This window comes from Burkholderia sp. BCC1993 (assembly GCF_905339865.1).
Classification (GTDB): domain Bacteria; phylum Pseudomonadota; class Gammaproteobacteria; order Burkholderiales; family Burkholderiaceae; genus Burkholderia.
The window spans coordinates 55,316-76,675 of the sequence record NZ_CAJPGZ010000001.1 but is presented as its reverse complement, the minus strand read 5'-3'; the positions used below and the strand labels follow the sequence as shown (position 1 = coordinate 76,675).

Here is a 21,360-nt window from a genome sequence, read left to right as displayed (position 1 = left end):
TTTTGCCCGCGACTCGCGCATTCGACGCGAGCCGGGCGCCGGCGCGCACGCTGCGTCGTGACGCCGGCCGCACCCACCGAGCCTGCGCGGACAGCGCGCGGCTCGACCTCGAAGGAGGAGACACATGCAAACGGATCTGGAAACCCGCGTCGCGCGGAAACTGATGTGGCGCATCATTCCGTTCGTGATGCTGCTTTACTTCGTCAGCTTTCTCGATCGCGTCAACGTCGGCTTCGCGGCGATGACGATGAACAAGGCGATCGGCCTGTCGCCGACCGCGTTCGGACTCGGCGGCGGCCTGTTCTTCATCGGCTACTTTCTGTTCGAAGTGCCAAGCAACCTGATTCTCCATCGCGTCGGCGCGCGCATCTGGATCGCGCGCGTGATGATCACGTGGGGCATCGTGTCGGCGGTGTCCGCGTTCGCGGCCGGGCCGACGAGCTTCTACGTGCTGCGCTTCCTGCTCGGCATCGCGGAAGCCGGCTTCTTCCCCGGCATCATCCTGTACCTGAGCCTGTGGTTTCCCGCGAAGCAGCGCGCGGTGGCGGCCGCGTGGTTCATGGCGGCCGCGCCGATCTCGACCGCGATCGGCTCGCCGCTGTCGGGCGCGATCATGCAGATGCCGCCGATGTTCGGGCTCGCCGACTGGCAGATGCTGTACATCGTCGAGGCGCTGCCCGCGGTCCTGCTCGGCTTCGTCGTGCTGAAGTGCCTGACCGATGCGCCGTCGAAGGCCGGGTGGCTGCAGCCGGACGAGCGCGACTGGCTGATCGCGAAGCTGAAGTCCGAAGCCGACGCGCGGCACACGCATGCCGGGCACACGGCCGGCGCGTGGCAGGCGCTGCGCGACCCGCGCGTGCTGGCGCTCGCGCTGATCTACTTCGGCACGTCGGCGGGGCTCTATACGCTCGGCCTGTGGGCGCCGCTGATGGTCAGGCAGTTCGGCTTCACCGCGTTGCAGACGGGCCTGCTGACCGGCATCCCGAGCATCGCCGCGGTCGTCGCGATGATCGGCTGGGCACGGCATTCGGATCGCACCGGCGAGCGCACCTGGCACGTGGTGATGCCGTGCGCGCTGGCCTGCATCGGCTTCGTGTTCGCGGGACAGGCGGGCACCGCGCTCTTGACCGTGCTCGCGCTGGTCGTCGTCAACATCGGGATCAGCGCGGCGAAGGCGCCGCTGTGGGCGATGCCGAGCGCGTTCCTGTCCGGCGCCGGCGCGGCCGCGGGGATCGCGATGATCAACTCGATCGGCAACCTCGGCGGCTTCGTCGGGCCGTTCGCGATCGGCTGGCTCAAGCACGTGACGGGCGGCTATGCGGCCGGGCTGTACGTGGTGGCGGGCACGCTCGCGGTGTCGGCGGTCGTCACGCTGATGCTGAGCCGCAAGGGGGCGCGCGAACAGGTCGTGCCGGAGGTGCGGCACCATCATTGACGGCGGGGCCTGCCGGACGCGGTGCGTGCACGGGCGCCGTGCGGCCGCTGCTACACTCGAGCGCACGGGCCGGCATTCCCGCCGCGCCCGACACGGAGACGACGAGCCGGATGGAACCGATCACCGACGCATTCGCGCAGCACTTTGCACAGGAATGGATCGACGCATGGAACGCGCACGATCTCGACCGCATCCTGTCGCACTACGATGACGCCTTCGTCATGCATTCGCCGATGATCGTGCGGATCGCGGGCGAGCCGAGCGGATGCCTGCGCGGCAAGGAGGCGGTGCGCGCGTACTGGGCAAAGGCGCTGCAGCTCATTCCGGACCTGCGGTTCGAGTTCACTGCGGTGCTGGCGGGCGTGGATAGCGTCGCCATTCACTATCGCGGCGCCAATGGACGCGGCGCGGTCGAGGTGTTCCGCTTCGGTGCCGGCGGTCGCGTGAACGAGGCATTCGCCCACTACGCGGCGTGACGCGGCGTGATGCGATAGCGGAGGGAAAGCAGGAAGGGGAGCAGCGGAGGGGAAAGCAGCAGGCCGCGCATGCACCGATGCACATGCGGCCTGCCCGGCCGGGGCGCGTATCGGCTACGCGCCCCGGCGTCGAACGAAGCGACTTACTTGTCGTCGCCCTTGATCTGCGGCAGCGCCGACGATTCACCCGGCGTCAGCAGGCCGACTTGCGAATACACGCGCAGCTTGTCGCGCGTATCGGTGATGTCGAGGTTGCGCATCGTCAGCTGGCCGATCCGGTCGCGCGGCGAGAACGTCGACGCCACCTTCTCCATCGACAGGCGTTCCGGCTGATACGTGAGGTTCGGCGACTTCGTGCTCAGGATCGAGTAGTCGTTGCCGCGGCGCAGTTCGATCTTCACTTCGCCGGTGATCGCGCGCGCGACCCAGCGCTGCGCCGTTTCGCGCAGCATGATCGCCTGCGGGTCGAACCAGCGGCCCTGGTACAGCAGGCGGCCGAGACGGCGGCCGTTCTCGCGGTACTGCTCGATCGTGTCTTCGTTGTGGATGCCGGTGACGAGACGCTCGTACGCGATGTACAGCAGCGCGAGGCCCGGGGCCTCGTAGATGCCGCGGCTCTTCGCCTCGATGATGCGGTTCTCGATCTGGTCGCTCATGCCGAGGCCGTGACGGCCGCCGATGCGGTTCGCTTCCAGCAGCAGCTCGACCTGATCCTTGAACTCGACGCCGTTCAGCGCGACCGGCTGGCCGGCTTCGAAGCGCACCGTCACTTCCTCGGCGGCGATCTTCACGTCGTCGCGCCAGAACGCGACGCCCATGATCGGGTTCACGATCTTGATGCCGCTTTCGAGGCTTTCCAGATCCTTCGCCTCGTGCGTCGCGCCGAGCAGGTTCGAGTCGGTCGAATACGCCTTCTCGGCCGACATCTTGTACGCAAAGCCGGCCTGGTTCATGAATTCGGACATTTCGGCGCGGCCGCCGAGTTCGTCGATGAACGTCTGGTCGAGCCACGGCTTGTAGATCTTCAGATCCGGGTTCACGAGCAGGCCGTAGCGGTAGAAACGCTCGATGTCGTTGCCCTTGTACGTGCTGCCGTCGCCCCAGATGTTGACGCCGTCTTCCTTCATCGCGGCGACGAGCATCGTGCCCGTCACGGCGCGGCCGATCGGCGTCGTGTTGAAGTACGTGACGCCGGCCGTCGTGATGTGGAACGCGCCGCTTTGCAGCGCGGCGATGCCTTCGGCGACGAGCTGCGCGCGGCAGTCGATCAGGCGGGCGCCGGCTGCGCCGTATTCGATCGCGCGTTTCGGGATCGCGTCGTAATCGTCTTCGTCGGGCTGGCCGAGGTTCGCCGTGTATGCGTACGGGACGGCGCCCTTCAGTTTCATCCAGTGCAGCGCGGCGCTGGTGTCCAGGCCGCCGGAGAAGGCGATACCGACCTTCTGGCCGGTCGGGAGGCTTTCGAGAATCGTGCTCATAGGAATTACCGTGGATTGAAGCCGGTGGGATCGTATTTCGCGGAATATGCGAGTATCGGCTGTCCGGGAAGTTGGGGCAAGACCTGATTTTCGCGCCAATACGTCTTCGGGCCTGTCGCGGCGGGCCTGGCGGGCGCGGCGGGCGGTTAACCGGCCGGAGAATCCGCCGCGAACCGGCCTCGAGCCTGGGTCGAAACTGGCGAAGGCGCGCCGGCGTGCACGCCCGATTGGCGGGGCCAGATCGGTCAGCCGGTGCGGCATCCGCGCCCAGGATGCCGGGTCACCTTTATGAAAGGCTAATGAAAGATGTCCTGAGGCGCCCGGCATCCGTCGGCCTTCGAATCGTCAAAGCTCCAGGTTCAGATATTCCACGCCTGCGCGGTATCGAGCAGTTTCTCGCGCAACTGATCCACTTCGCCGGCCAGCTTGGCCGTGATCGACACGTAGCCCGACAACTGCGCCGGCGGTGCGTCGTGCGGCGGCTCGGCCGGCCGGCGGCGCGGTGCGAGCCGGCTCGGCGTGCCGAACTTGAGCGCGCGGCTCGCGCCGACGAGCGTGTCGCGGATGCGCCGGTTCATCGCCTTCATCTCGACGCGCATGTATTCGCGCGCGGCGAGGTCGTCGCGGGCCGGCACCGTGCTCGACAGGATCTCCAGATAGCCGATGCACAGGCGCAGGCCGCGCTGGATCGCCTCGAGCTGCGTGACCGGGATGTCGCATTCCTTCGACACCGACGGCATCAGCGAGCGCAGCTGCACCAGCAGTGCGCTCAGCGCGGCCATTTCCTTCAGGTGCGCGTCGTCGCTCACGTGGCGGTCGCCCGCGAGCCGCGCATGCACGGCCGCGCACGCGCGCAGCGCGTCGGCGAGCTTGTAGCGCCACGAGTAGGTCGCGTAGAGCGGCAGCGCGAACGAGAACGCCAGCGCGATCGCGATGCCGGTCAGCACGTTCACGGCGCGCCACAGGCCATCGACGATCTCGTTGTCGCCGTGCCCGGCGACGATCACCATCGTGATCGCCGACAGCAGCGCGATGTAGCCGGCCTTGCCGATCGCGTGATACGCGCAGAGCCCGCACGCGATCGCCATCAGCAGGTAGATCGCGAGCGGCGCGTGCAGGACGGAGTAGAGCAGGATCAGCCCGAGCCCCGCGAGCGCGCCGATCGACGTGCCGAGGGCGCGCTCGGCCGCCTTCTTGCGGATGTTGCCGTGGTGCTGCAGCCCGCCGACGACGATCAGCACGGTGATCGTCGACCATTCGCCGTGCGGCACGCGCAGGCCGGTGGACAAGGCGATCGACACGAGGATCGCGAGCGCGACGCGCGCCGCATGGATCAGCTTCGCGTGCCGGTAGCGGCGGTACGGGTCCAGCAGGGGACGGAGCGCGTGGCGCAGGAGCGGCGGGAATCGGGCAGGGAGCTGGGCGGTCATGACGGAGCGGGTTGGCCGGCGGGATGGCCGGAATGCGCGGGCGGCCTGCGCGGGCGGGCCGGCGCCACGCCGCACGCGCAGCTGACGTAACGCTAGCCGAACGCGCGCGGGCTGTCCACGGCGGCGCGGCGCGGGTGCCGCCGGCCGCCGCGTCACGCGTCGGCCGTATTCGCCTCGGCGTTCGACACGCGATTGCGGCCGCCGGACTTCGCGTGGTACAGCGCCGCGTCGGCCTGCCGCAGCAGCGTCGCGGCGTTGACGCGCCCGCCGGCGGTGGTCGCGGCGCCGATGCTCGCCGTCACGTGCCCGTACGGGCTGCGGACGTGCGCGATGTCGAGCCCGGCGATCGCACGGCGGATCGCTTCGGCGACGGTCGCCGCGCCCTGCGCGTCGGTGTCGGGCAGCGTGACGACGAATTCCTCGCCGCCGTAGCGTGCGACATGGTCGCTGTCGCGGCGCAGGCAGCGCGACGCGGATTGCGCGACGCGGCGCAGCACGTCGTCGCCGGCGAGGTGGCCGTAGTAGTCGTTGAACGCCTTGAAATGATCGACGTCGACGAACAGCACCGACAGCGGGCGGCCGCTGCGCGACGCGCGCTGTGCCTCCGTCGCGAGCACGGCATCGAACGTGCCGCGGTTGTCGAGCCCGGTCAGCGAATCGGTGTGCGCGAGCCGGTACAGATTCAACTTGGTGACCTGCCGGCGCTCGAGTTCGCGCGACAGCGCGAGCGAGCCCCCCACGATGAACACGGTAAACAGGCCCATCAGCACGGCGGTCCAGATCGCGCGATGGCGCCACGGCGCGTAGATGTCGATCTCGGCCGGCGCGACGTCGACGATCAGCGGCAGATGCGCGAGATGCTTGTAAACGTAGACGCGCCGCACGCCGTCGATTGCTCCGATGCCCGTCAACACGCCTTCGCTGCTGCGCTGCGCCTTGATGAAGAGCGGGGCGTCGTGAAGGTCGAGGCCGACCACGCGCGGATCGTACGGCAGGCGCGAGACGAGCGCGCCGTTGTCCTCGACGATCGCCGCGCTGCCGTGCTTGCCGACCGCGAGCCCGTCGAGCAGCGCGCGGAAGTAGCCGATGTTGAGCGTGCCGACGACGATTCCGCCGAAGCGGCCGTCGGCCAGCGTGATCCGGCGGCTGAGCGCGATCGTCAGCGCGCCGCCGCGCAGCCGGGACGCATAGGGCCGGCTGATATAGAGGCCCTGCGCGAGCCGATCGCGATGCACGGTGAAATACTCGCGGTCGGCGAAATTGCCTTGTCGCGGCGGCGATGCGGCCGAATCGATCACGATATTGCCGTGCGGATCCATCACGAAAATGGCGCCGAGATACGCGCCGGTCGCGGCGCGGTCGAACAGCAGCCGGTGACGCTGGCGCGGCGGCAATGCCGTCAGTTCCGGATCGGCGAGCCCGTCGACGACGTTTTGCAGCGACAGATCATACAGTTCGATATTGCGGGAAATATCGCGCTCGATCAGCAGCATCAGGTTGCGCGCATTTTCGACCGCATGGTCATACGCGTCGTGGCGCGCCTCGATTAAAAGCGACGTCGAGAGTCCCCAGCTGAACAGCAGCAGCACGATGCCGGCGACGAGTACGCCGCGGGGCGACAGTATGCGTGCCACGCCCGTCGCGGTATGACGGCGCAGCGTAGCGAGCGGCGTGGGTGGCTTCATCCTCGGGGCAGGCGGCGGATATTTGCGTCGTCGACGATTCCGCGCTCTGATTAATTCGCATTAGTCGGCATTATCTCGCGAATTCCCGAATCCCGCCGCTCGATGCAAAACATGCATGGCCAATCCGATTCGGAACGATTACGCATCATTACCGTGAGCCGGGTGTTCGTTTCGATTTGAATCGCGATTATGGGCGGCCGGTATTTTGTCTGATTATTAGCGCATGCCGATCGATTTTGTCGTTTTAATACAGGATCGGGCTATTGCGCCGGCGCGATTGCGTATTGGACGGATGGGTTCGCCGGCGCGGATCACCCCGCGCCGGCATGCGGCGCCGGGGCGTCCGGACCCGAGCGGTCTCCACGGCGAATCAGGTAGAATCCGCGCTTCGCCGCTGGCGCCCGGCGCGCAACGCGTATCGGGGCCGCATCGAATGCATCGCAGCAGGCGGCGCGACGCGCCCCGATCCCGCATGCGCCGGCCCCGGATGCCGGCCCGCTCAACGTTCGTCTCGTTTATGTCCGCAATCCCGAATTCCGACCAACCCGGTTCGTCCGCGAACCCACCCAAGCTTCATCGCGCGCTGAAGGCGCGCCATCTGACGATGATCGCCATCGGCGGCTCGATCGGCACGGGCCTGTTCGTCGCGTCCGGCGCGTCGATCTCGCAGGCCGGCCCCGGCGGCGCGATGGTCGCGTACATGCTGATCGGCCTGATGGTCTATTTCCTGATGACGAGCCTCGGCGAAATGGCCGCGTTCATGCCGGTGTCGGGCTCGTTCGCGACCTACGGCGCGAAATACGTCGACGAAGGCTTCGGCTTCGCGCTCGGCTGGAACTACTGGTACAACTGGGCCGTGACGATCGCGGTCGAGCTGGTCGCCGCGCAGCTCGTGATGCACTACTGGTTCCCGGACGTGCCGGGGGTCTGGTGGAGCGCCGCGTTCCTCGGCGTGATGTTCCTGCTCAACGCGCTGACCGTGCGCGGCTTCGGGGAAGCCGAATACTGGTTCGCGCTGATCAAGGTCGTCACCGTGGTCGCGTTCATCGGCGTCGGCCTGCTGATGATCTTCGGCATTCTGAAAGGCGCGCCGAGCAACGGCTGGGGCAACCTGACGATCGGCGATGCGCCGTTCGCGGGCGGCCTGCCGGCGCTGATGGGCGTCGCGATGATCGCGGGCTTCTCGTTCCAGGGCACCGAGCTGATCGGCGTCGCGGCCGGCGAATCGGAGAATCCGCGCACGACGATCCCGCGCGCGGTGCGTCAGGTGTTCTGGCGGATCCTGCTGTTCTACGTGCTGGCGATCTTCGTGATCGGCGTGCTGATTCCGTATACCGACCCGAACCTGCTGAAGAGCGACGTGACCGACATCGGCGTGAGCCCGTTTACGCTCGTGTTCCGCCACGCGGGCCTCGCGTTCGCGGCCGGCGTGATGAACGCGGTGATCCTGACGGCCGTGCTGTCGGCCGGCAACTCGGGCATGTACGCGTCGACGCGGATGCTCTACAACCTCGCGACGGAAGGCCGCGCGCCGAGGCTGTTCGCGAAGCTGTCGCCGGGCGGCGTGCCGCGCAACGCGCTGTACGCGACGACCGCCGTCGGCGCGCTGTGCTTCTTCACGTCGCTGTACGGCGACAAGACGGTGTACCTGTGGCTGCTGAACACGTCGGGGATGACGGGTTTCATCGCGTGGCTCGGCATCGCGATCAGCCACTACCGGTTCCGCAAGGGCTACGTGAAGCAGGGTTACGCGCTCGACCAGCTGCCGTACCAGTCGAAGTGGTTTCCGTTCGGCCCGCTGTTCGCGTTCGCGCTGTGTCTCGTGATCGCGCTCGGCCAGGACTACCAGGCGTTTCTCGCGAACCGGATCGACTGGGCGGGCGTGGTCGCGACCTACGTCGGCATTCCGCTGTTCCTCGTCGTGTGGCTCGGCTACCGGCTCCTGAACAAGAGCCGCTTCGTGCGCTACGAGGACATGGAAATCGCGCCGTGGGCGGCCGCGAACCGCGGCGCGCAGCTGCAGCACGTGGAGAACCGCGAAACCGTGGGCTGATGCCGATGCGGCCACCGGCCGCGTGGTGCGCGTTGAAAACGGGAAGCCCGCGGGCTTCCCGTTTTTCGTTGGGACGTCCGGGGCGACGCGGTGTGCCGCCGACGTCAATAGCCGACGCGTGCGTCGTTCCCGATACCGTTCCAGCCGGCGCCGAACCCGCTTTTTTTGTCGGCTTTGCGCTGCACGGGGTCAAAGCCGGTTATATTTCCCGACCCTACCGGGCCATGGCCCGGCCGGCGCGACGAGCGCGGCGCGGATCGGGCATCCGGCGCGCGCCTGTTGCGGCGGCCGGCGGCGCCCGGCGTTTCCATCGTTCCGCCGCGGCCGGCCCGGCCCGCGGAGCGCGCAATCCAGAGGAATCCATGAGCGCATCACCCGCCGAGCGGAAGGCCGGACCCGTTTCCATCGTGCGAATCGAAGCCGCGATCAACGCGTGGCGCGAAGTGTATCCGCCGGCGCCGGACGGCGAGGACGGCTACGCGCTCGACGCCGGCAGCAACTGTCTGGCCGAGCTGTACGGCGCGATGATCTGCTATCGGCTGCCGGACGTGCCGCTCGACTCGCTGAGCGACGCGCAGCGCGATGCGCTGTACGCGACCGAGGCATGACACGCGGTCGGGACGCTGCCGCGACGCGGCGTCGATGAAGCAACGGGAAGCCTGGCGGCTTCCCGTTTTGCTTTGCGGCTTTGCGCGGTGCCGCCCGCGAGGGCGGGCGCGGCGCTGCTCGCGCCGGTATCGGCGCGGGCTGAGGTATCGTCATGGCATCGGGAGCAGGCGCTCACGGGACGACCGGCGCGGCACGTGTCCGCGCGGGGCCGAATGAACGTCCGTGGCCTGTCCGGGAGGGTTCGAACATGGAGTTGAGACACCTCCGCTACTTCGTCGCGGTTGCCGAGGAGCGGAATTTCACGCGCGCGGCCGAGCGCCTGCACATCGCGCAGCCGCCGCTCAGCCGGCAGATCCAGCAGCTCGAGGAGGCGCTCGGCGTGCCGCTGTTCGAGCGCAGCGCGCGGCCGCTGAAGCTGACCGACGCGGGACGGTTCTTCTATTCGCACGCGGTGCAGCTGCTCGCGCAGACGACCGAGCTCGAATCGATGACGAAGCGGGTCGGCAAGATCGAGCGCAGCATGTCGGTCGGGTTCGTCGGCTCGACGCTGTACGGGATGCTGCCGAAGATCATCCGGCGCTTTCGCAGCGAGTATCCGGCCGTCGAGCTGAGCCTGCACGAGATGTCGACGATGGACCAGATCAAGGCGCTGAAGGAAGGGCGCATCGACGTCGGCTTCGGGCGCATCCGTCACGAGGACCCGAGCGTGCGACGCGTCGTGCTGCGCGAGGAGCGGATGATCGTCGCGCTGCCGGTCGGTCACGTGCTCGACGGCGCGAAGCCCGTGCTGTCGCTGCACGATCTCGTGAACGACACGCTGATCATCTTCCCGAAGGCGCCGCGGCCGAGCTATGCGGACCAGGTGCTCGCGGCATTCCACGATCGCGCGCTGCAACCGCGCAAGATCTACGAGACACGCGAACTGCAGATCGCGCTCGGGCTCGTCGCGATGGGCGAGGGCGTGTCGGTCGTGCCGCACAGCGTGTACGGCCTGAAGCGCGACGACATCAGCTACAAGCCGCTCGACGATCCGAACCTCGTGTCGCCGATCATCATGAGCATGCGGATGCTCGACGAATCGGAGGACATCCGCGCGATGCAGGCGCTGATCTACCGGCTGTATGACGAGTCGCAGATGGAGTATCTGCCGCCGCAGCCCGAATGAGCGCGCGGGCGGTGGGGGCTCGCTTGACGCCGCGCGCGTCGGCGGGCCACCATCGTCGGCATTCTGCGGTCCGCCCGCGTGCGGCCGCCTTCATGCAGCCTTCATGCAGACGACGACATGCACATGACTGACATCGTGACCGAGGAGACCTGGGTCGAGACGCCGCAAGGGCGTCTCTTCGCGAAGCGCTGGCGCGGTGTGCCTGCGCAGGCGACGGCCGCGACCGGGCCGGCTGCGCCTATTCCGGCCGCCCCTATGCAGGCCGCGCCGATCGTGCTGCTGCACGATTCGCTCGGCTGTGTCGAACTTTGGCGCGACTTCCCCGCCCAACTCGCGCGCGCCACGCAACGCGACGTGATTGCATACGACCGGCTGGGCTTCGGCCGGTCCGACCGCCATCCGGGACAACTCGGCACGACGTTCGTGCGCGACGAGGCCGATCATGGCTTCCACGCGCTGCTCGAGCGGTTCGGCATCGATGCGTTCGTGGCGTTCGGGCACAGCGTCGGCGGCGGCATGGCGGTCGGATGCGCGGCCGCGTATCCCGCGCGTTGCCGCGCGCTGGTGACGGTCGCCGCGCAGGCGTTCGTCGAGGATCGCACGCTCGACGGCATTCGCGAGGCGGGGCAGCAGTTCGACGCGCCCGGCCAGCTCGAGCGGCTCGTGCGCTATCACGGCGACAAGGCCGAATGGGTGCTGCATGCGTGGGTCGGCACGTGGCTGTCGCCGGCGTTTCGCGACTGGAGTCTCGACGACGAGCTGCCGCGCGTGCGCTGTGCGACGCTCGCGATTCACGGCGAGCAGGACGAATACGGGTCGGACGTGCATCCGAAGCGGCTCGCCGCGCGCGTCGCGGGGCCGTCGTCGTTCCTGCTGCTCGACGGATGCGGACACATGCCGCATCGCGAGCGGACCGGCGACGTGCTCGCGGCCGTGGCGACGTTCCTGCGCGGCGCGCTCGGCTGAACGGCCGGGCGCCGGCGCGCGATGCGACCGGCGGGCCGAACCCGCCGGCGCTCAGAACGACAGCTGGATCGCGAGATCGAGCGCGAGAATCGCGATCGAGCAGCCGATGCCGAGGACCACGTTCGGCAACCGGTGTTCGAAGTCGCGATTGTCGCGGCGCATCGCGGCACCGAGCAGGAAGATCGCCTCGACGACGATCTGCAGCCCGACGAACAGCAGCATCAGCAGGTACTCGTAACCCATCTGCTTGAACGCGGCGAATTGCATCCCGTGATCGCGGATCCATTGGCCGATGCGCAGCAGTTCGTAGACGAACAGCAAGGCGGGAAACAGGTAGCTGATGAAATACGTCGGCGCCGTGGCGTGCCGTAGTTCGAGGTGGAAGTGCTGATGCGTGGTAGCCATCACGAAGCCCTCCTTGCAAACGCATGATTGCGGTCGCGACGGCGGCGCGACGACGTGCGGACTAAGGGATTGCCCGAGGCATCGTGCGGGGCCGTACGACACCAGCATACTGCTGCGCGGAAGATTTGGCATCCCGTGCGTGCATGCGTTGTAAAAATCCCGGCGCATCGCGCGAAGCGTTCAGCGGTCTTCGCTCGCGGAGCGCGACGCGTCGGCCGGTTGCGTGTCGCCCGCGTTGCCGGGCAGCAGCCATTCCGGATGGGGTTCCAGGTCGCAGGCCAGCGCGCAGCGCGCCCGGCGTGCGCGTGAATTGCGTCGGCGCGCCGTGCACGTTCGATGCGCGCGCACCTTCCTGCCCGAGCGTCACTTGGGCGGCCGCTCAGCCTTTCGCTTGCGCGCCTTCGACGAACAGCTTCGCGACCGACCGGAATTCCCGCTTCAGCGACAACCCCGGCACGGTCAGCCAGCGCAGCATCGCCGCGAGATACAGATGATGGAACCACGTGGCGAGCTGGTCGACCGCCAGCGCCGGGTTCAGTTCGCCCGCCTGCTGCCCGGCCGCGATCAGCTGCTGCCACACGAGCGCGATGTCGCCGCCGTCGTCCTTCCCGCTTTCCGCTTCCGTCATGCCGATGCTCAGGAACCGATGCCGCAGGTAGGCGAGCAGGTACACCGGGTGCTGCTCGCACCACGCGGCCGACGCGTCGAGCACGCAGGCGATCCGCGACGCGAAGGTCTTCCGTCGCGCGACGTCGCGCTGCAGGTGCGCGAGGTCGCGCGCGAGTTCGCCTTCGAGCCAGTGCGCGAGCACGGCTTCCTTCGTCGGAAAGTGGTTGTACAGCGTTCGTTTCGCGACATCGGCCCGTGCGGCGATCTGCTCCATCGTCACGGCATCGTAGCCGTGCGCATCGAACAGGCGGGCGCCAGTGTCGGCGAGATGCGCGAGCATCTGGATGCGCTTGCGTGCGCGGCGGCCCGGAGCGTCGGTCGTCGTCGGCATGGTTCGGTATCGAATGAAAGTGCACGAATTGCATTAGTATACGACGTGCATTTTTATGAATCCACTCGCCTGCATCGTGCAGGGGGAGTTCACGCATGAAGCTTGTCATCGTCACTTACGGCACCGAAGGCGACACGCGTCCGCTCGCGGCGCTCGGCCGTGCGCTGCTGGATGCCGGCCATGAGGTCCGGTTGCTGGCCGACGCCGCGACGCTCGGTTCGGCCGCCGCGCTCGGTGTGCCGTGCGCGCCGTTGTCCGGCGATATCCGCGCGGCGATCGCGCCGGATGGCGCGTTGTCCGACGCGGTGCGCGGGCGCGGCGGCTTCAACGACACGTCGAAGGCGCTCGCGGCGATCGCGAATGCGAACACGGCGGCATGGATGCGCGAAGTCGCGGCCGCGTCGGCCGGTTGCGATGCGATCCTGGTGTCGGGGCTGGCGTCGTTCGTCGGGCTGTCGGTCGCCGAGTATCGCGGCGTGCCGGCGATCGGCACGGGGATGATTCCGATCACGCCGACCGCGGCATTCGCGTCGCCGTTCCTGCCGCCCGGCAAGGTGCCGCGCTGGCTCAATCGCGCGAGCCACCGGCTCGTGAACACGCTGCTGTGGCACGCGTTCAGGCACGCGACCAATGCAGCGCGCGCCAGCGTGTGCGGCCTGCCGCCGCGCCGGCACGTCTGGGCCGATCATCCGATGCTGTACGGCGTGTCGCCCGTGCTGCTGTCCGATCCGGCCGACTGGCCGTCGCACGTGCAGGCCTGCGGTCAGTGGCACGTCGACGCGCCGGCGTGGACGCCGCCGCCCGCGCTGTCGACCTTTCTCGGCGCGGGCGATCCGCCCGTGTACATCGGCTTCGGCAGCATGGCCGGGTTCGATCGCGCCGCGATGGTCGGCGCGCTGCTGCAGGCGCTCGACGGCCGGCGCGCGCTGTTCCATCCGGGCTGGAGCGGCATCGATGCGTCGATGCTGCCGGCGCACGTGTGCGTGATCGGCGAGACGCCGCACGACCGGTTGTTTCCGCATGTATCGATGGCGATCCACCACGGCGGATCGGGTACCACGCATTCGGCCGCGCGGGCGGGCATTCCGTCGGTCGTCGTGCCATTCGCGGGCGATCAGTGCTTCTGGGCGAACCGGCTGCAACGGCTCGGTGTAGCCGATGCGCCGGTGTCGGGCCGGCGCATCGACGCCGCCGCGCTCGCACGCGCGATCGCGTTCGCGGCGCGTGCCGACACGCAAGCGCGCGCCGCCGAACTCGGAGCGCGGATCGCGCGGGAGGACGGGGTGCGGCGGGCGGTCGGCGCGATCGAGCGCTGGGGGCGGCCCGGCATGCGGTGAACGCGCCGGCGCCGCGTCAGAAATGCCCGGTGAACCGGTAGCGGCTGCCCGGATGCCACAGATTGGCCACCGACGCGACCATCCCCTGCGACCACGTGCGCCGATGCAGCAGCAGGCAGGGTTCGCGCTCGTCCATCGTCAGGTGGCGGCGCGTTTCCGCATCGGGCATCGCGGCCTCGATCCGGTATTCGACCCGCTGCAGCGGCGCGACGCGCGTGAGGTACTGGTTCGGCGTCGTCGTCGTGAAGTCCTGCAGTGCGTATTCGGGCGCGCAGGCCGGATTGACCCAGCGTTCCTCGAGCTGCACCGGCGTGTCGTTCTCGAAGTGCAGCACGCGTGAATGGAAGATCGGGCTGCCGGCGTCGAGCCGCAGCTCGTCGGCGAGCTTCGCGTCGGCGATGGCCGCGCCGACCTCCAGCACCTGCGCGCGATACCCATGGCCGCGCGCAGCGACTTCGTCTGAGATGCTGCGGATCGCCACCAGCGTCGATTCGTATTTCGGCGACGCGACATACGTGCCCGAGCCGCGCGTGCGCGTGAGCACCTGCTCGGCCGTCAGCTCGCGCAGCGCGCGGTTGACCGTCATCCGCGCGACGTTGAATTCGCGCGCGAGCTCGTTTTCCGACGGCACCTGGTCGCCTTCCGCCCACTCGCCGGCATGAATGCGCGCGAGGATGAAGTCCTTGATTTCCTGATAGATCGGTGTGGTCATTGCATTGCTGTTCGAGAGACGGCGGCCGCGTGCCGTCGCGCGCGGGCCTTCGTGCGGTGTCCGGGCGGAGTGTACCGGGTTCGACGCCGCGCGGGCCCGACTGTGGGCCCGGGATTCGGGTTATTCCGGCCCGCATCCGGCGCGCCGGCCAAGGGCCCGCAGGGGCCGTACGGACCGCCGCCGCCGCGCCGGCGCGCGCGGCAAACGAAAAGTATAGACAAATACATGCGCGGCGACGATGCGCCGAAGCCGAACCGAAAGAACGGGTTCAGCTGTATGTAATGTGTAGCGAATTGAAATATAAGGAAAATTCGCCCACGTAAACAATCCGCCGACAATTAGAGATAAACACGGATTGCTGGCAGTGACCTGAAAAAGGCAAAGTTGTATGTACAACTTGGGGCGTCGCCTGACGGATGGCGTTCCGGTTGGAAGGGTTCGCGGCGGCGACGCCCGACGGGACCCGTGCCCAGTTCGCCTATGACAGGAACGCCATGAAGAAACTCGCGCTCAGTATTGCCCTTGCCTGCCTCGCGGTCGGTGCCCACGCCAAGGATTGGTCGACGATCCGGTTCGGCGTCGACGCCAGCTATCCGCCGTTCGAATCGAAGGATGCAAGCGGCAAGGTCGTCGGCTTCGATGTCGATCTCGGCAACGAGATCTGTGCGCGACTGAAGGCGAAGTGCGTGTGGATCGAGAACGACTTCGACGGGATGATCCCGGCGCTGAAGGCGAAGAAGTTCGACGGCGTGCTGTCGTCGATGTCGATGACGCCGGCGCGTGCCGAGCAGATCGCGTTCTCCGACAAGCTGTTCAACACGCCGACGCGCCTCGTCGCGAAGAAGGGCGCGAACCTGCAGCCGACGGCCGACTCGCTGAAGGGCAAGTCGGTCGGCGTCGAGCAGGGCACGATCCAGGAAACCTACGCGAAGGCCTACTGGGCGCCGAAGGGCGTGCAGGTCGTGCCTTACCAGAACCAGGACGGCGTGTACCAGGACCTGATGTCCGGCCGCCTCGACGCCGCGCTGCAGGATGCGGTGCAGGCCGACCTCGGCTTCCTGAAGACGCCGCGCGGCGCGAGCTTCGAATTCGCCGGCAAGAACATCGACGATCCGAAGACGCTCGGCAACGGCGCCGGCATCGGCCTGCGCAAGGACGACGCCGACTTGAAGGCGAAGATCGACCATGCGATCGCCGACATGATCAAGGACGGCACGTACAGGAAGCTCGAGAAGAAGTACTTCGCATTCGACGTCTACGGCGGCTGACGCCTTCGCGGCGTGCACCGGCCGTGGCGCGCGCCACGTCGGTTGGCGCGCGCCGCCCGCTTCGCGTGATGCCCCTGGCTTGATGAGCAGACGGCATCAGGTAGTGCGCAGAACTCGTTTGATGCGCGGTTAATGGCTATTGACAATCCAGCCACATCGTTCTGGATCCCTTATATGATCTTCCAAGGATTTGGCCCGCTGTTGTGGGCCGGCACGGTCGAGACCGTGAAGCTCGCGGTGCTGTCGCTTGCCGCGTCGCTCATACTGGGCCTCGCGGGCGCGGCAGCGAAACTCTCGACCAATCGCGTGCTCAAGTCGGTCGGCACGTTCTATACGACGCTGATCCGCGCGGTACCCGATCTCGTGCTGATGCTGCTGCTGTTCTACGGGATCCAGATCCTGCTGAACGACGCGACCGACCTGCTCGGCTGGGACCAGATCGACATCGACCCGTTCGTGGCCGGCGTCGTGACGCTCGGCTTCATCTACGGCGCGTACTTCACCGAGACGTTCCGCGGCGCATTCCTCGCGGTGCCGCGCGGCCAGCTCGAAGCGGGTTTCGCGTACGGGATGAGCGGCTGGCGCGTGTTCCACCGCATCCTGTTCCCGCAGATGATGCGCTTCGCGCTGCCGGGCATCGGCAACAACTGGCAGGTGCTCGTGAAGGCCACCGCGCTGGTGTCGATCATCGGCCTCGCCGATGTCGTGAAGGCGTCGCAGGACGCCGGCAAGAGCACGCTCGATTTCTTCTTCTTCACGCTTGCGGCCGGCGCGATCTACCTCGCGATCACGACGGTGTCGAACGTCGTGCTGCACCACCTCGAGAAGCGTTATTCCGTCGGCGTCCGGAGGCTTGCACTGTGATCGAACTCGTCAGCCAGTACTGGCAAAGCTATCTCTATACCGACGGCTACCGCTTCAGCGGCCTCGCGATCACGCTGTGGCTGCTGGTCGTGTCGATCGCGCTCGGCTTCGCGCTGGCCGTGCCGCTCGCGATCGCGCGCGCGTCGTCGAACCGCTGGATCTCGGGCCCCGTGTGGCTCTATACGTACGTGTTCCGCGGCACGCCGCTCTACGTGCAGCTGCTGATGTGCTACACCGGCATCTACAGCCTGCAGGTCGTGCACAACCACGTGCTGCTCGACACGTTCTTCCGCAACGCGATGAACTGTACGCTGCTCGCGTTCGTGCTGAACGAATGCGCGTATGCGACCGAGATCTTCGCGGGTGCGATCAAGGCGACGTCGGCCGGCGAGATCGAGGCCGGGATGGCCTACGGGATGTCGCGCTTCAAGCTCTATACGCGCATCATCCTGCCGTCCGCGCTGCGCCGTTCGCTGCCGAGCTACAGCAACGAAGTGATCCTGATGCTGCACGCGACGACGCTCGCGTTCACCGCGACCGTGCCCGACATCCTGAAGGTCACGCGCGACGTCAACTCCGCGACGTACATGTCGTTCCAGGCCTACGGCATCGCCGCCGTGCTGTACGCCATCGTCGTTTTCACGCTCATCTGGGCGTTCCGCAAGCTCGAGACGCGCTGGCTCGCGTACCTCTCGCCGCGCAGCCACTAATGCATTCGCAAGGAAGGACCAAGCATGTACAAGCTCACCGTTGACAACCTGCACAAGAAGTTCGGCGACAACGAGGTGTTGAAGGGCGTATCGATGAAGGCGAAGGCCGGCGACGTGATCAGCATCATCGGCTCGAGCGGCTCCGGCAAGAGCACGTTCCTGCGCTGCATCAACTTCCTCGAGCAGCCGTGCTCGGGGCAGATCACGATCGGCAGCGAGCCGATCCAGACCGCGCGCGACCGTAACGGCTCGCTGCGCGTGGCCGACCAGAAGCAGCTGCAGCGGATGCGCACGAAGCTGTCGATGGTGTTCCAGCACTTCAACCTGTGGTCGCACATGACGGTGCTCGAGAACGTGATCGAGGCACCGATGGCCGTGCTGGGGATCGGCCGTGACGAAGCCGTTGCGCGGGCACGCAAGTATCTGGAGAAGGTCGGGCTCGCGCCGCGCGTCGAAGGCATGTATCCGTCGCACCTGTCGGGCGGCCAGCAGCAGCGTGTCGCGATCGCGCGTGCGCTCGCGATGGAGCCCGAAGTGATGCTGTTCGACGAGCCGACGTCGGCGCTCGACCCGGAACTGGTGGGCGAAGTGCTGAAGGTGATGCAGAAGCTCGCCGAGGAAGGCCGCACGATGGTCGTCGTCACGCACGAGATGGGTTTCGCGCGCAACGTGTCGAACCACGTGATCTTCCTGCATCAGGGGAAGATCGAGGAAGAGGGCGATCCGCGGGAGATTCTCGTGAACCCGAAGAGCGAGCGGCTCGGGCAGTTCCTGTCGGGGCGGCTCAAGTAAGCGGGGGCCGCCGCAGCCTGGAACGCTAAATGCTTGTTTCGGACGACTCTTTCAATCGAGGAGCACCGCGATGAGCACGCCGACCCCTACCGCGTTTTCCCACGTGAAGCCGCAGGACACCGCATATCAAGGCGAAGGCCTGCGCGACTTCTTCCTGTATCGCGATCTCGGCATCGCGGCCGCGACGAACGGCAAGGTCGTCGCGCAACTCGTCAGGGCGAATCATGCACCGGCGGCGGGCACCGGCTGGCACCGTCACGAGGCCGAGTTCCACATCGTGTTCATGCTGAAGGGTTGGGCGCGCTTCATGTACGGCGATCGCGAGACGCTGGTGAGCGCCGGCGACTGCGTGCACCAGGCGCCGGGAATCGTGCACTACCTGTTCGACTACTCGCCCGACATGGAGTACCTGGAGATCGTCGGGCCGGCCGATTTCAAGTCGATCGACGTCGAAGGGCCATGCGAGGTGCCTGCGCCGACGCCGTGGGGCGACGCGGGCGCGTAGCCCTTCGTCGCATCGGATGCGAAGCATCCGCGTGCCCACGACAGACCGCCTTCGGGCGGTTTTTTTTATGGATCCTGTTCGGGCATCGGGTCCTGCCTGGGTCATTCGACATCCGAAGCATTTGTCGCGTAAGGAAATCGAAAAGACCGGCGGCAATTTGTCAGCTTCGCGTGATGTTTCGTTACACGGCGTCAAAGATCGTCAATTCGATGCAGGCGCGGTGCACGGCGCGTCGGCGGCCGGCGTTAAGGACGTAACAGCCGGACCACCGGCTGGCCTACCCAGGAGAATGTCCATGACCCGCATCGCGAAGATCCTGACCGTGACGGCCGTCGCCTGTGCCGCCCTCGTGCCGGCGCTGGCCGAAGCCCATTCGCACCGCGTGTGCCATTTCGATCACCACCATCACCACGTGTGCCGCTGGGTCCGTTGACCCTTGGCGCCGTATTCCCGGCAGGGCGCCGGGACGTTTTTCCCATTCAGGCAAATCAGGAGAGGACTATGAAAAAGACGATGTTGATCGCCGCGCTCGTCGCGGGCATGGGTGTGTCGATCGGTGCGTTCGCACAGGTTCCGGCCAGCGCGCCGGCCGGCACGACCGGGCTGTGCAAGGACGGCTCGTTCTACTCGGGCGCGTCGAAGAAGGGCGCATGCGCCGGCCATAAGGGCGTGAAGACGTGGTATGGCGCATCGTCGGCAGCCGCGGCGAGCGCGCCGGCCGCGGCCCCCGCGAGCGCGGCTTCCGCTTCCGCCGCATCCGGCGCCGCGCCGGCGAAGAGCGCGCCCGCGACGACCGCCGCGGCGGCGCCCGGCGGCGGCGCGGGCAAGGTGTGGGCCAACGATGGCACGAAGGTCTACCACTGCTCGACCGACAAGTACTACGGCAAGACGAAGCACGGCAGCTACATGTCGGAAGCCGATGCGAAGGCGAAGGGCTACCACGCGTCGCACGGCAAGGCCTGTTCGTAATACCGGCGGAACGCGCGAGCGGTGCCGCTCGCGCACTGCCCGGCATCGCGCCCCGCCATCCTGGCGGGGCGATTCAAGCGCAACGCCGGTGTGCCGCGCCGATCGTTGCCATCCCGCGCGGGATCAGTGCACGTGATCGGATGGCGTCGCGGCCGCCGTCGCGTCGCGACCGGCCGCGCGCGCGTCGAGCAACGCCCGCAGCGTCACGTAGTGCGCGCCGCTCGCGCTGCCGTCCGTGGCGGCGGTGCGATCGTACGGCTCGTTGTCGTGGATCGTCGCGCGCACGATCGGGTAGATCTGCGTTTCCCAGCGGCCGCCGTTGAACACGCCATAATGGCCCGCGCCCGTCTGCACGTGGTGCGTTTTCAGGTAGGGCGGCAATCCCGAACACAGCTCCTGCGCGGCTACCGTCTGGCCCACGGCGCAGATGTCGTCCTTCTCCCCCTCGATCGTCAACAGCGCGGTGCGGTGGATCGCGGCCGGTTCCACCAGCCGGTCGCCGACCGTCAGCTCGCCGCGCGCGAGCGCGTATTGCTGGAACACTTTCTCGACCGTTTCCAGGTAGAACTCCGCGGTGAGGTCGGCCGTCGCGAAGTATTCGTCGTAGAAGTGGCGCAGCGTGTCGGCCTTCGCGGGGTCGCCTTTCGCGCGCTCGTAGTACAGGTCGGCAAACGACGCCGCATGGCGGTCGGGATTCATCGACATGAACGCGCCGACCTGCACGAAGCCCGGATACACGCGACGCTGCGCACCGACGAAGCCGGCCGGTACCACGCTGATCAGGTTGCGCGCGAACCATTCGATCGGCCGGCTCGTGGCGAGCGCGTTGACCTTCGTCGGATTCACGCGGCAGTCGATCGGCCCCGCCATCAGCGTCAGGCTCGCGGGTTGGGCGGGATCGCCGGCGGCGGCCATCAGCGCGACCGCCGAAAGCGCGGCGACGGTCGGCTGGCAGATCGCGAGCACATGCGCATCCGGGCCGATCTGGCGAATGAAATCGATCACGTGCCCGACGTATTCGTCGAAGCCGAAGCGGCCGGCCGCGAGCGGGATGTCGCGCGGGTTGTGCCAGTCGGTGATGTACACGTCGTGATCGGCCAGCATCGTGCTGACCGTGCCGCGCAGCAGCGTCGCGAAATGCCCGGACATCGGTGCGACGATCAGCACGCGCGGCTGGCGCGCCACCGGCCGCGCCTTGCGGAAATGCAGCAGCGTGCCGAACGGCGTGGCCGCCGCGGCTTCCTCGACGATCGGCACCGCGTCGCCGTCGACGACGGTCGACGCGATGCCGAACGGCGGACGCCGGTGCGAGAACGCGCAGCATTCGAGCAGTTCGCACAGCGCGTCGACCATGCGGCCCGTCGGGGTCGACGTGGCGGGCGGCCACAGCGACATCGTCGCGCGGGTGGCGGCCGCCCATGCGCGCGCCGGACGCAGGCATTCGGCAGACCATTGGTAGAAGGGATAGGCAAGCAGGTTCATGGCCATCGTTCGTTGCGTC

General features: G+C 67.5%; 21 protein-coding genes. 14 read left to right on the top strand and 7 right to left on the bottom strand.

Going from position 1 to position 21,360, the window contains the following annotated elements; genetic code table 11:
• Positions 1–124 precede the first annotated feature (124 nt).
• Together U4Y91_RS00350 and U4Y91_RS00345 are read left to right on the top strand one after the other, a co-directional pair.
• On the top strand, positions 125–1,435 hold the full coding sequence (locus U4Y91_RS00350) for an MFS transporter (RefSeq protein WP_321802454.1): 1,311 nt from the start codon (positions 125–127) through the stop codon (positions 1,433–1,435).
• A gap of 110 nt (positions 1,436–1,545) precedes the next feature.
• Positions 1,546–1,911 (top strand): nuclear transport factor 2 family protein, encoded by a 366-nt coding sequence (locus tag U4Y91_RS00345; RefSeq protein WP_321802452.1) that lies wholly within the window; start codon positions 1,546–1,548, stop codon positions 1,909–1,911.
• 143 nt (positions 1,912–2,054) lie between these two features.
• Here U4Y91_RS00345 and argG read toward each other — a convergent pair whose 3' ends face one another.
• From argG to U4Y91_RS00330, 3 genes are all read right to left on the bottom strand, one after another.
• Positions 2,055–3,389, bottom strand: coding sequence for an argininosuccinate synthase (gene argG, locus U4Y91_RS00340; RefSeq protein WP_321802450.1), 1,335 nt, complete (start codon positions 3,387–3,389; stop codon positions 2,055–2,057).
• 359 nt (positions 3,390–3,748) lie between these two features.
• Positions 3,749–4,819 (bottom strand): FUSC family protein, encoded by a 1,071-nt coding sequence (locus U4Y91_RS00335; protein WP_321802447.1) that lies wholly within the window; start codon positions 4,817–4,819, stop codon positions 3,749–3,751.
• A gap of 152 nt (positions 4,820–4,971) precedes the next feature.
• On the bottom strand, positions 4,972–6,504 hold the full coding sequence (locus tag U4Y91_RS00330; RefSeq protein WP_321802446.1) for a sensor domain-containing diguanylate cyclase: 1,533 nt from the start codon (positions 6,502–6,504) through the stop codon (positions 4,972–4,974).
• A 517-nt stretch (positions 6,505–7,021) separates the two neighbouring features.
• Between U4Y91_RS00330 and U4Y91_RS00325 the strand changes: the two genes are divergently transcribed.
• The 4 genes from U4Y91_RS00325 to U4Y91_RS00310 all read left to right on the top strand — a co-directional run bounded on the left by U4Y91_RS00325 (position 7,022) and on the right by U4Y91_RS00310 (position 11,297).
• Positions 7,022–8,557 (top strand): amino acid permease, encoded by a 1,536-nt coding sequence (locus U4Y91_RS00325; protein WP_321802444.1) that lies wholly within the window; start codon positions 7,022–7,024, stop codon positions 8,555–8,557.
• Positions 8,558–8,919: 362 nt separating this feature from the next.
• Positions 8,920–9,165, top strand: a complete 246-nt coding sequence (locus U4Y91_RS00320; RefSeq protein WP_006761486.1) for a DUF3717 domain-containing protein — start codon at positions 8,920–8,922, stop codon at positions 9,163–9,165.
• Positions 9,166–9,413: 248 nt separating this feature from the next.
• Positions 9,414–10,331: a LysR family transcriptional regulator gene (locus U4Y91_RS00315; protein ID WP_321802443.1), complete on the top strand. Its 918-nt coding sequence runs from the start codon at positions 9,414–9,416 to the stop codon at positions 10,329–10,331.
• Between the two features lie 123 nt (positions 10,332–10,454).
• Positions 10,455–11,297: an alpha/beta hydrolase gene (locus U4Y91_RS00310; RefSeq protein WP_321802442.1), complete on the top strand. Its 843-nt coding sequence runs from the start codon at positions 10,455–10,457 to the stop codon at positions 11,295–11,297.
• A gap of 51 nt (positions 11,298–11,348) precedes the next feature.
• Here U4Y91_RS00310 and U4Y91_RS00305 read toward each other — a convergent pair whose 3' ends face one another.
• Both U4Y91_RS00305 and U4Y91_RS00300 read right to left on the bottom strand, forming a co-directional pair.
• Positions 11,349–11,702, bottom strand: a complete 354-nt coding sequence (locus tag U4Y91_RS00305) for a hypothetical protein (protein ID WP_257770793.1) — start codon at positions 11,700–11,702, stop codon at positions 11,349–11,351.
• 379 nt (positions 11,703–12,081) lie between these two features.
• Entirely contained in the window at positions 12,082–12,702 is a 621-nt protein-coding gene (locus U4Y91_RS00300) for a TetR/AcrR family transcriptional regulator (RefSeq protein WP_321802441.1), read from the bottom strand.
• 95 nt (positions 12,703–12,797) lie between these two features.
• Between U4Y91_RS00300 and U4Y91_RS00295 the strand changes: the two genes are divergently transcribed.
• On the top strand, positions 12,798–14,039 hold the full coding sequence (locus U4Y91_RS00295; protein WP_321802439.1) for a glycosyltransferase: 1,242 nt from the start codon (positions 12,798–12,800) through the stop codon (positions 14,037–14,039).
• Between the two features lie 16 nt (positions 14,040–14,055).
• Here the strand turns inward: U4Y91_RS00295 and hutC are convergent, their stop codons facing one another.
• The gene (hutC, locus tag U4Y91_RS00290) at positions 14,056–14,751 is read right to left on the bottom strand and encodes a histidine utilization repressor (protein WP_321802438.1); all 696 of its coding nucleotides are present in this window, start codon (positions 14,749–14,751) and stop codon (positions 14,056–14,058) included.
• Positions 14,752–15,245: 494 nt separating this feature from the next.
• Here hutC and U4Y91_RS00285 point away from each other — a divergent pair, with 494 nt between their 5' ends.
• The 7 genes from U4Y91_RS00285 (at position 15,246) to U4Y91_RS00255 (ending at position 19,859) form a co-directional block, all read left to right on the top strand.
• Positions 15,246–16,019, top strand: coding sequence for an ABC transporter substrate-binding protein (locus tag U4Y91_RS00285; protein WP_321802437.1), 774 nt, complete (start codon positions 15,246–15,248; stop codon positions 16,017–16,019).
• Positions 16,020–16,193: 174 nt separating this feature from the next.
• A complete protein-coding gene (locus U4Y91_RS00280) occupies positions 16,194–16,883 on the top strand; it encodes an ABC transporter permease (RefSeq protein ID WP_044848077.1) in 690 nt (229 codons plus the stop codon).
• Complete coding sequence (locus U4Y91_RS00275) at positions 16,880–17,593, top strand: ABC transporter permease (RefSeq protein WP_321802436.1); 714 nt, start codon at positions 16,880–16,882, stop codon at positions 17,591–17,593. The genes U4Y91_RS00280 and U4Y91_RS00275 overlap by 4 nt, the downstream gene beginning before the upstream one ends.
• Before the next feature lie 24 nt (positions 17,594–17,617).
• Positions 17,618–18,385 (top strand): ABC transporter ATP-binding protein, encoded by a 768-nt coding sequence (locus tag U4Y91_RS00270; RefSeq protein ID WP_321802435.1) that lies wholly within the window; start codon positions 17,618–17,620, stop codon positions 18,383–18,385.
• A gap of 70 nt (positions 18,386–18,455) precedes the next feature.
• Positions 18,456–18,890, top strand: a complete 435-nt coding sequence (locus U4Y91_RS00265; RefSeq protein WP_321802434.1) for a cupin domain-containing protein — start codon at positions 18,456–18,458, stop codon at positions 18,888–18,890.
• 295 nt (positions 18,891–19,185) lie between these two features.
• Positions 19,186–19,323, top strand: coding sequence for an HHHH-motif protein (locus U4Y91_RS00260; RefSeq protein WP_321802433.1), 138 nt, complete (start codon positions 19,186–19,188; stop codon positions 19,321–19,323).
• Positions 19,324–19,391: 68 nt separating this feature from the next.
• The gene (locus U4Y91_RS00255) at positions 19,392–19,859 is read left to right on the top strand and encodes a hypothetical protein (protein ID WP_321802432.1); all 468 of its coding nucleotides are present in this window, start codon (positions 19,392–19,394) and stop codon (positions 19,857–19,859) included.
• A gap of 123 nt (positions 19,860–19,982) precedes the next feature.
• Here U4Y91_RS00255 and U4Y91_RS00250 read toward each other — a convergent pair whose 3' ends face one another.
• Positions 19,983–21,341, bottom strand: a complete 1,359-nt coding sequence (locus tag U4Y91_RS00250) for a polyhydroxyalkanoate depolymerase (protein WP_321802430.1) — start codon at positions 21,339–21,341, stop codon at positions 19,983–19,985.
• Positions 21,342–21,360: the final 19 nt, after the last annotated feature.

Bases quoted from the DNA above. Each gene is read 5' to 3' on its own strand.
- U4Y91_RS00315 (WP_321802443.1), top strand. From the start codon at position 9,414: ATGGAGTTGAGACACCTCCGCTACTTCGTCGCGGTTGCCGAGGAGCGG.
- U4Y91_RS00270 (WP_321802435.1), top strand. From the start codon at position 17,618: ATGTACAAGCTCACCGTTGACAACCTGCACAAGAAGTTCGGCGACAAC.
- U4Y91_RS00250 (WP_321802430.1), bottom strand. From the start codon at position 21,341: ATGAACCTGCTTGCCTATCCCTTCTACCAATGGTCTGCCGAATGCCTG.
- U4Y91_RS00325 (WP_321802444.1), top strand. From the start codon at position 7,022: ATGTCCGCAATCCCGAATTCCGACCAACCCGGTTCGTCCGCGAACCCA.
- U4Y91_RS00265 (WP_321802434.1), top strand. From the start codon at position 18,456: ATGAGCACGCCGACCCCTACCGCGTTTTCCCACGTGAAGCCGCAGGAC.
- U4Y91_RS00330 (WP_321802446.1), bottom strand. From the start codon at position 6,504: ATGAAGCCACCCACGCCGCTCGCTACGCTGCGCCGTCATACCGCGACG.
- U4Y91_RS00310 (WP_321802442.1), top strand. From the start codon at position 10,455: ATGACTGACATCGTGACCGAGGAGACCTGGGTCGAGACGCCGCAAGGG.
- U4Y91_RS00335 (WP_321802447.1), bottom strand. From the start codon at position 4,819: ATGACCGCCCAGCTCCCTGCCCGATTCCCGCCGCTCCTGCGCCACGCG.
- U4Y91_RS00280 (WP_044848077.1), top strand. From the start codon at position 16,194: ATGATCTTCCAAGGATTTGGCCCGCTGTTGTGGGCCGGCACGGTCGAG.
- U4Y91_RS00350 (WP_321802454.1), top strand. From the start codon at position 125: ATGCAAACGGATCTGGAAACCCGCGTCGCGCGGAAACTGATGTGGCGC.
- hutC (WP_321802438.1), bottom strand. From the start codon at position 14,751: ATGACCACACCGATCTATCAGGAAATCAAGGACTTCATCCTCGCGCGC.
- U4Y91_RS00300 (WP_321802441.1), bottom strand. From the start codon at position 12,702: ATGCCGACGACGACCGACGCTCCGGGCCGCCGCGCACGCAAGCGCATC.
- U4Y91_RS00260 (WP_321802433.1), top strand. From the start codon at position 19,186: ATGACCCGCATCGCGAAGATCCTGACCGTGACGGCCGTCGCCTGTGCC.
- U4Y91_RS00305 (WP_257770793.1), bottom strand. From the start codon at position 11,702: ATGGCTACCACGCATCAGCACTTCCACCTCGAACTACGGCACGCCACG.
- U4Y91_RS00320 (WP_006761486.1), top strand. From the start codon at position 8,920: ATGAGCGCATCACCCGCCGAGCGGAAGGCCGGACCCGTTTCCATCGTG.
- U4Y91_RS00255 (WP_321802432.1), top strand. From the start codon at position 19,392: ATGAAAAAGACGATGTTGATCGCCGCGCTCGTCGCGGGCATGGGTGTG.
- argG (WP_321802450.1), bottom strand. From the start codon at position 3,389: ATGAGCACGATTCTCGAAAGCCTCCCGACCGGCCAGAAGGTCGGTATC.
- U4Y91_RS00295 (WP_321802439.1), top strand. From the start codon at position 12,798: ATGAAGCTTGTCATCGTCACTTACGGCACCGAAGGCGACACGCGTCCG.
- U4Y91_RS00345 (WP_321802452.1), top strand. From the start codon at position 1,546: ATGGAACCGATCACCGACGCATTCGCGCAGCACTTTGCACAGGAATGG.
- U4Y91_RS00285 (WP_321802437.1), top strand. From the start codon at position 15,246: ATGAAGAAACTCGCGCTCAGTATTGCCCTTGCCTGCCTCGCGGTCGGT.